The following is a 6,661-nucleotide window of genomic DNA, read 5'->3' on the forward strand; positions in this document are numbered from 1 at the left end:
GCGGGAGTGACGCGGCGGGAGTGATCTCGCGGGGATGACGCCCCGGGAGCGGCGTCAAGGCCGGTTTGGCTCCGCGCTGACCTGGGGTGATACGGCCTCTGCGCCGGTCAGGGACACCTCGGGCGTTTTCTGCTGACTACGATGACCATCGTGGTGTGGGGACCGGGCTATGGCAGCGCTCCGCCGGCCGGCCCGCAGCGGGGGCGGGGTCCGTTCGCGGATCCCTTCGCGGAGGCGGAGCGCGACACGCGGGCGATGGTGGCCGCCGCGTGGTGGCCGACCGCGCCGCCGCAGCAGCGCCACCACGCCATCGGCGGCCGCATGCTCGTGCTCCCGGACGGGACGTGGTGGCTGTTCGGCGCGTGGGCCCGCTGGTACCGGCTGCACCCGTCCGACGGCCAGTGGTATCTGTGCCCGCCGCCCCGGACGCCCGCCGTCCGGATGGCGGCGCGGCCCGCGCAGCAGGGCGCCGGGCAGGTGCCGAACCTGCCGCCGCACGTCGTCCCGGCCGGACCCGACTTCGCCTACGACCCGCCGTCGGGGCTGCCGTTCGTGGGGCACGGGTTCGCGACGGAGCTGACGTCGCGCGTCCGGTCGACCCTGGAGTCCGCCGCCGCGCTGCCCGCGCCCGACTACCCGCACCCGTGGCAGGAGTTCACCAAGGAGACGCCGTCCACCGTCGTCGCCGCGTGGGGCGTGATGCTGTGGTGCTCGGCCGCGCCCGCGTTCGACGCGCGGCTGGACGCGCAGATGCTCGACCTCTGGAAGCCGTACCGCGCCAAGCCCCTGCCGGACGTGGACGGCCCGCGCTGGCTGACCCCGCCCACCCTCGAATCGCTCGTCGCGCTCTACGCCGAACGGCTGCGCGCCAGCCGGGTGGACGCGGCGGTCGTGATCCTGCGGACGATGTGGGCCATCGCCAGCGTCCTCCGCGAGGACGTCCGGTTCCAGATGCGGGCGGACGCGCTGCTCGCCATCCTCGGCACCACGCTCGCCAACCCGACCGTCGACTACGGGGCGCTGCCCTACGGCGACCAGGCGATCGTCCAGCAGTGGCTCACCCGGTGCCCGCCCAACCTGGTCCCCTCGCTGCGGAACGAGAGTTCCCCCGGCGACAACTTCAGGCACACCTTCTACACGCTGAGCGAGCTGATAGCGGAACTGTCCGGTGACCCCGCCGATCCCGCCTACCTGGAGCCTCGGCTCGTGGCCGCCGCGCTGCTGGCCGCCGACCTGAACGTCGTCCGCAAGGACATGGTCGGCACCATCGTCCCTTGGCTCGACCCCGAGATCCGCTACACGGTGCAGGCGGTGGCGGAGCAGAAGGGGCATCCGCTGCGCCGCCTCTGGCCGGAGTCCATGCGCCTGCCCGAACCGCTGCGGTCGGCCGCCGGGTCCGGGCCGGGCGCCGAGTCGCTGCTGGCCGCGATGTACGAGGTCGACCTGGCCTGGTGCCGGCTCGGCGGGATGCCCGCGCGGCCGCGCGGCTTCCCCGTCCCGACCGCGATCATCGCCGGGATCATCGGGCGCAACCGGGCCCGCGCCACGGCCGCCGCCGCGGCGCCGACGCCGCCGCCGAACCCGGCGCCCGCGCAGCCGGCGCCGTTCATGCAGAGCCAGCCCGGCCTCGCGCCGGGCGCCCCGCCGCAGCCGCAGGGCGCGCCGTCCGAGCCCGACCGGCCGTTCGTCCAGCCGCCCGCGCAGCCGGGACGGGAGAACGCGCCCGGCCCGGCCGCCGCGCCCGCGGCGAGCCCGCAGCCGGGGCTCGGCCGGCAGGCCGGGTTCGCCTCGCCGGACCCGCTGATCAGCGGTCCGTCCGGGGAGGACGACGAGGCGAGCGCCACGCCGCCGTACACCGAGCTCGGGTTCCAGCGTCCCGGCGCCGCCGCGCAGCCCGCGGCGGCGATGCAGAGCCCGGCGCCGCCGCCCGAGCCCGAACCGCGGCTCGGCGGCATCTCTCCGCCCGAGGAGGAGCGGGACGAGGACTTCGTGCCGCCCTACACGCAGCTGGGATACCAGCCGGCCGGCGCCGCGCCGCCCCCGCAGGGCGTGCCGCAGCAGCCGGCCGCACCACCGCAGCAGGCCGCGCAGCCTCAGCAGGCCGCATCGCCGCACCCGGCCGCGCCGCCGCAGAGCCCGGCCGCGCACCACGGCCCCGCCGTGAGCGAGGCGATGCCGACCGCGTTCGACTCGCCCGCGACCCGCGTCGAAGGAGGCCGGGGGCCGCGGCGTCCCGGCCCGCCCGCATCCCCGGACTCGCCGCCGGGCACGCGCGTCCTCGGTCCCGGCGACCTTGAGGACGACGCCGCCGGGCCGCCGCCCGTGCCGGCGGGCGGCCCGGGATCGAACCCGCCGGGGACCAAGGTCATGTCGAAGACGATGGTCGGCGACTTCGACTTCCTGGACGACACGCCGTCCCCGGAACGGCCCGTCGACGAGATCCCGCCGCCCAGCGACCGCAGCACCCGCCGCGTCCTGGAGCGGTTCGGGTTCGCGTTCCTCTACGGGGAGCACGACGCGGCCGCGCTGCTCGCCGACGTCCGCGCGCAGGCCGAGGAGTGGAACGCCCCGGCCGGCGACGAGATCGAGGCGACCCGGGTGGACGGCGCGCCCAGCGCGATCAGGTCGGGCCTGCCCGGCGTGCTGCTGGTCGGCGACCCGCACTCGGGGCAGCGGCGGCTGTCCCGGATGATCGCGCTGACGCTGGCGAACGCGGGCCTCGGTGACGGGTCGATCCGCGCGCACGACGCCGAGGACGTCCGGGACGCGCCGCCGGAGCGGATCGGGCAGATCCTCGCCCGGCCCGGCCCGGTGATCCTGTTCGAGCGGCTGGACGTCGCGATCAGCGACGCGGCCGACCCGGGCGCCGTCGTGGGGGCGGTGCGCCGCGCCCGCCGCGACCCGGTGAACACGACGCCGGTGATCGCGACGTGCGAGCCGCGCGCGTACAAGCGCCTCCTGCGGGACCATCCGAAGCTCGTGCAGGCGTTCCGCGTCCACCGGCTGCCCGACTTCAGCGACCTCGACAACCGGATGACGCTGCTGCACCTGCTGGCGGACGAGCGGCGCGTCACGATCGGCGCGGCAGCGCTGGAGATCGCCCGCGCCGACCTGGAGCGGCTCCGCGGGCCCGGCGACCTGGTCAACGCCCGCCTCGTCGAGGCGTACCTGGACCAGGCGGCGCAGCGGAACATGGAGCGCGCCGGGTCGGCGCACGACCGGCTCGTCCTCACCCCCGACGACCTCGCCGGCGTCGCCGAGGGCATCGAGCCGGCGCTGCGCCCGCCCGGCGACATCGACGGCTACCTGCGCCGGCTCGACCAGCTCACCGGGCTGGAGGACGTCAAGGCGGCCGTCCGGGAACTGGCCGACGAGGCGGCGCTGGCCGCCGACCGCGCCCGGTACGGGGTGCCCGGCGGGGAGGCCCGCCACCTGATCTTCACCGGCCCTCCGGGCACCGGCAAGACGACCGTCGCGGGGCTCGTGGGCGGCATCTACGCGGCGCTGGGGCTGCTGCGGTCCGGGCACGTGGTGGCGTGCCGCCCCGTCCACCTCGCGGGACGCGACCCCGCCGACACCCGCAACCGCGTCGCCGGCATGGTCGACCAGGCCCTCGGCGGGGTGCTGCTCATCCAGGAGGCGTACCGGCTCGACCGCGCGCCCGCCGTCGTGGACGAGCTGCTCCGCCGCATGGGCCAGGGCCGCTTCATCGTCGTCTGTTCGAGCCCGGCGGCGGAGATGGAGGGCTTCCTCGCGGGCAACCCGGCGTTCCGCGCCGAGTTCGCCCGAGTCCTGGAGTTCACCGGGATGGGCGACCGCGACATGGTCCACCTGTTCCAGAGCTACGCCGAGCGCGACCTCTACATGCTGGACGAGGAGCTGCGCGTCGAACTGCTGTCCCGGTTCGCGTCGATGCGGGAGGACCCCCGGTTCGCCTACGCCCGCACCGTCCGCGCGCTGTTCGAGCAGACGGTGGCGCGGCAGGCGGCCCGGCTGGCGGGCGCCGACGTCAACGCCGCGACCGTGGCCCGGCTGACCGCCCGCGACCTGCCCGAAACGCCGCTGGAGCAGCTGCTCGGCGGCTTCCGCGCCGGAGGCTGACCGCGCCGCCGTCCCCGTCCCGGCAGGACGGTGGCATCAGATGGGCATCACCCGGGAAGACCAGTGGGCAAGGTGGTCCGCGAATGGTCCTCTTGGGTCATGCGCCCGTCGGGGCCGGACGCGTAGCCTCGAACCCGGGTGTGGGGGAACGAACGGAGGTGGACGCGGTGCGCCAGAATCTCGATCTGCGCGTCCACGACCGTGTTGCGCTGGACGAGATCGAACTCTATGCCGAGATGCTCAGTGCGGTGGCCGCGGCGGAGCGGCCGCTCACCGTCGCTGAGATCGACATGGTGCTCGGGGTACGGTCCGACGAAGCCGGTCGTCGCGAGCTGACGCCGCAGGACTAGTTCCGCAGGGCTCGCAGGTTCCGGGGACGCCGATCGGGGCGTCCCCGGTTCGTCATTTCAGCCCCGCCCCTCAGCCCCGCCCCGGCACGTCCGGCCGGGCGGCCCGCCCGGCGCGATGTAAGCAATCTCACCCGGGCCCCGACACGGCCCCGCAGGTCGCCGCCGATCGCGGGCCGAACCGGCGGACGTCCCTCCAGATACGCCCGCCCGCGACGGGTATGTACCTGGTGATCTAGGGCAATCTTGTAGGTGAGAGGATGGGGGACACCAGTCGAAGCTGGGGCAAAGGTTCTTTTTACGGCGGGTACCGCCTACGATCCTCTGCGGACTGTTCCGGCACATCAGGAGAACGACGTGCGCTTGCGTCTCACGCCGCGTGAGGACAGCTTCTACGACATGTTCGCCGACTCGGCGAACAACCTGGTCACCGGCGCCAGGCTGCTCGTGGAACTCATCAGCGACGGCGCCGACCGGGCGGCGATCGCGGAGAAGATGCGCGCCTGCGAACACGCGGGCGACGAATGCACCCACGCGATCATGCGACGGTTGAACGAAACGTTCATCACGCCCTTCGACCGCGAGGACATCTACCGGCTGGCGTCGACCATAGACGACGTCATGGACGAGATGGAGGAAGCGGCCGACCTCGTCGTCCTCTACAAGATCGACGAGTTCCCCAAGGGCATCGTCGCCATGGTCGAAGTGCTGGAACGGGCCGCCGAACTGACCGCCGAGGCCATGCCCCGGCTGCGCTCCATGAAGGAGCTCAACGAGTACTGGATCGAGATCAACCGGCTCGAGAACCAGGGCGACCAGACCTACCGCAAGCTGCTCGCGCACCTGTTCAGCGGCGAGTACGACACGCTGACCGTGCTGAAGCTGAAGCAGGTCATCGACCGGCTGGAAGACGCGGCGGACGCCTTCGAGCACGTCGCCAACACGGTCGAGACCATAGCGGTCAAGGAATCATGAGCGCTGCCGAGGAACCCGGCGTGACCATCACCCGGGAACCGTCCCCGCAGGACGAAACCACCTCCCTCGGCGAGCAGGCCACGCGCCGGGTCTCCGGCCGGGCCTGGCTGCTCCTCCTCGCCGGCATCCTGCTGGTCATGGTCGGCGGCGCGCTCGGGCTCCGGTCCGACGCGCAGATGGCCGTCCTCATCATGGTCGTCGTCGTCGCGCTCGTCTTCGACTACACCAACGGCTTCCACGACGCGGCCAACGCGATCGCCACCGCGGTCTCCACCCGCGCGCTGACACCCCGCGTCGCGCTCGGCATGGCCGCCGCCATGAACATGATCGGCGCGCTGCTCGGCGTCGGCGTCGCCAAGACCGTCAGCGAAGTCATCACCCCGCCGTCCGGCCTGCACGGGCTCACCGTCGTCGCCGCCGGCGTCCTCGGCGCCATCACCTGGAACCTGATCACCTGGTACTTCGGGCTGCCGTCCTCGTCCTCGCACGCCCTCATCGGCGGCGTCGTCGGCGCCGGGCTGGCCTCACTGTCCTCCGTGAACTGGTCCACCGTCGTCGACAAGGTCGCCGTCCCCATGGTGGTGTCCCCCGTCGTCGGCTTCTGCCTCGCCTACCTCGTCATGGTGGCCATCCTGTGGATCTTCCGGCGGGCCAACCCGTCCCGGGTCGGCCGCCGCTTCCGCATCGCCCAGACCATGTCCGCCGCGTCCCTCGCACTCGGCCACGGCCTCCAAGACGCCCAGAAGACCATGGGCATCATCGTCCTCGCCCTCGTCACCACCGGGCACGCCGACGGCAGCACCGTGCCCTGGTGGGTGGTCATCGTCTGCGCCGGCGCCCTGTCCGCCGGCACCTACGCGGGCGGCTGGCGCATCATGCGCACCCTCGGCCGCAAAGTCATCGAAGTCGACCCGCCCAAGGGCTTCGCCGCCGAAGCGACGGCCTCCGTCGTCCTCTACACCACCGCGTTCATCTGGCACGCTCCAATCAGCACGACCCACACCATCACCTCAGCGATCATGGGATCGGGCGCCACCAAGCGCCTCTCCGCCGTCCGCTGGGGCGTCGCCGGCAACATCCTCGTGGCCTGGGTCCTCACCATGCCCGCCGCCGCCGTGGTGGCCGCGGTCGTGTACTACGTGGTGCACTTCTTCGGGGCGTGACCATGTGGGGGGCTGTGTTTGCCCAGGGGGGCGACCCCCTGGAACCCCCGTTAGCGACGCAGGCGATCCTCGCTC

The 6,661-nt window shown here is 73.4% G+C and carries 4 protein-coding genes; all 4 read left to right on the top strand.

The genetic code is table 11. The annotated features are described in order from the left end of the window. Nucleotides 1-141: 141 nt before the first annotated feature. The 4 genes from ACIWVC_RS25365 to ACIWVC_RS25380 all read left to right on the top strand — a co-directional run bounded on the left by ACIWVC_RS25365 (nucleotide 142) and on the right by ACIWVC_RS25380 (nucleotide 6,586). The gene (locus ACIWVC_RS25365) at nucleotides 142-4,101 is read left to right on the top strand and encodes a hypothetical protein (protein WP_396452766.1); all 3,960 of its coding nucleotides are present in this window, start codon (nucleotides 142-144) and stop codon (nucleotides 4,099-4,101) included. Nucleotides 4,102-4,259: 158 nt separating this feature from the next. Then, the gene (locus tag ACIWVC_RS25370; RefSeq protein WP_021597037.1) at nucleotides 4,260-4,451 is read left to right on the top strand and encodes a hypothetical protein; all 192 of its coding nucleotides are present in this window, start codon (nucleotides 4,260-4,262) and stop codon (nucleotides 4,449-4,451) included. A gap of 354 nt (nucleotides 4,452-4,805) precedes the next feature. Then, on the top strand, nucleotides 4,806-5,423 hold the full coding sequence (locus ACIWVC_RS25375; protein WP_396452768.1) for a DUF47 domain-containing protein: 618 nt from the start codon (nucleotides 4,806-4,808) through the stop codon (nucleotides 5,421-5,423). Nucleotides 5,424-5,560: 137 nt separating this feature from the next. Continuing rightward, entirely contained in the window at nucleotides 5,561-6,586 is a 1,026-nt protein-coding gene (locus ACIWVC_RS25380) for an anion permease (RefSeq protein ID WP_396452769.1), read from the top strand. The last annotated feature ends 75 nt before the right edge of the window (nucleotides 6,587-6,661 follow it).

The sequence above is a fragment of the Actinomadura sp. genome (assembly GCF_044508335.1).
Classification (GTDB): domain Bacteria; phylum Actinomycetota; class Actinomycetes; order Streptosporangiales; family Streptosporangiaceae; genus Spirillospora.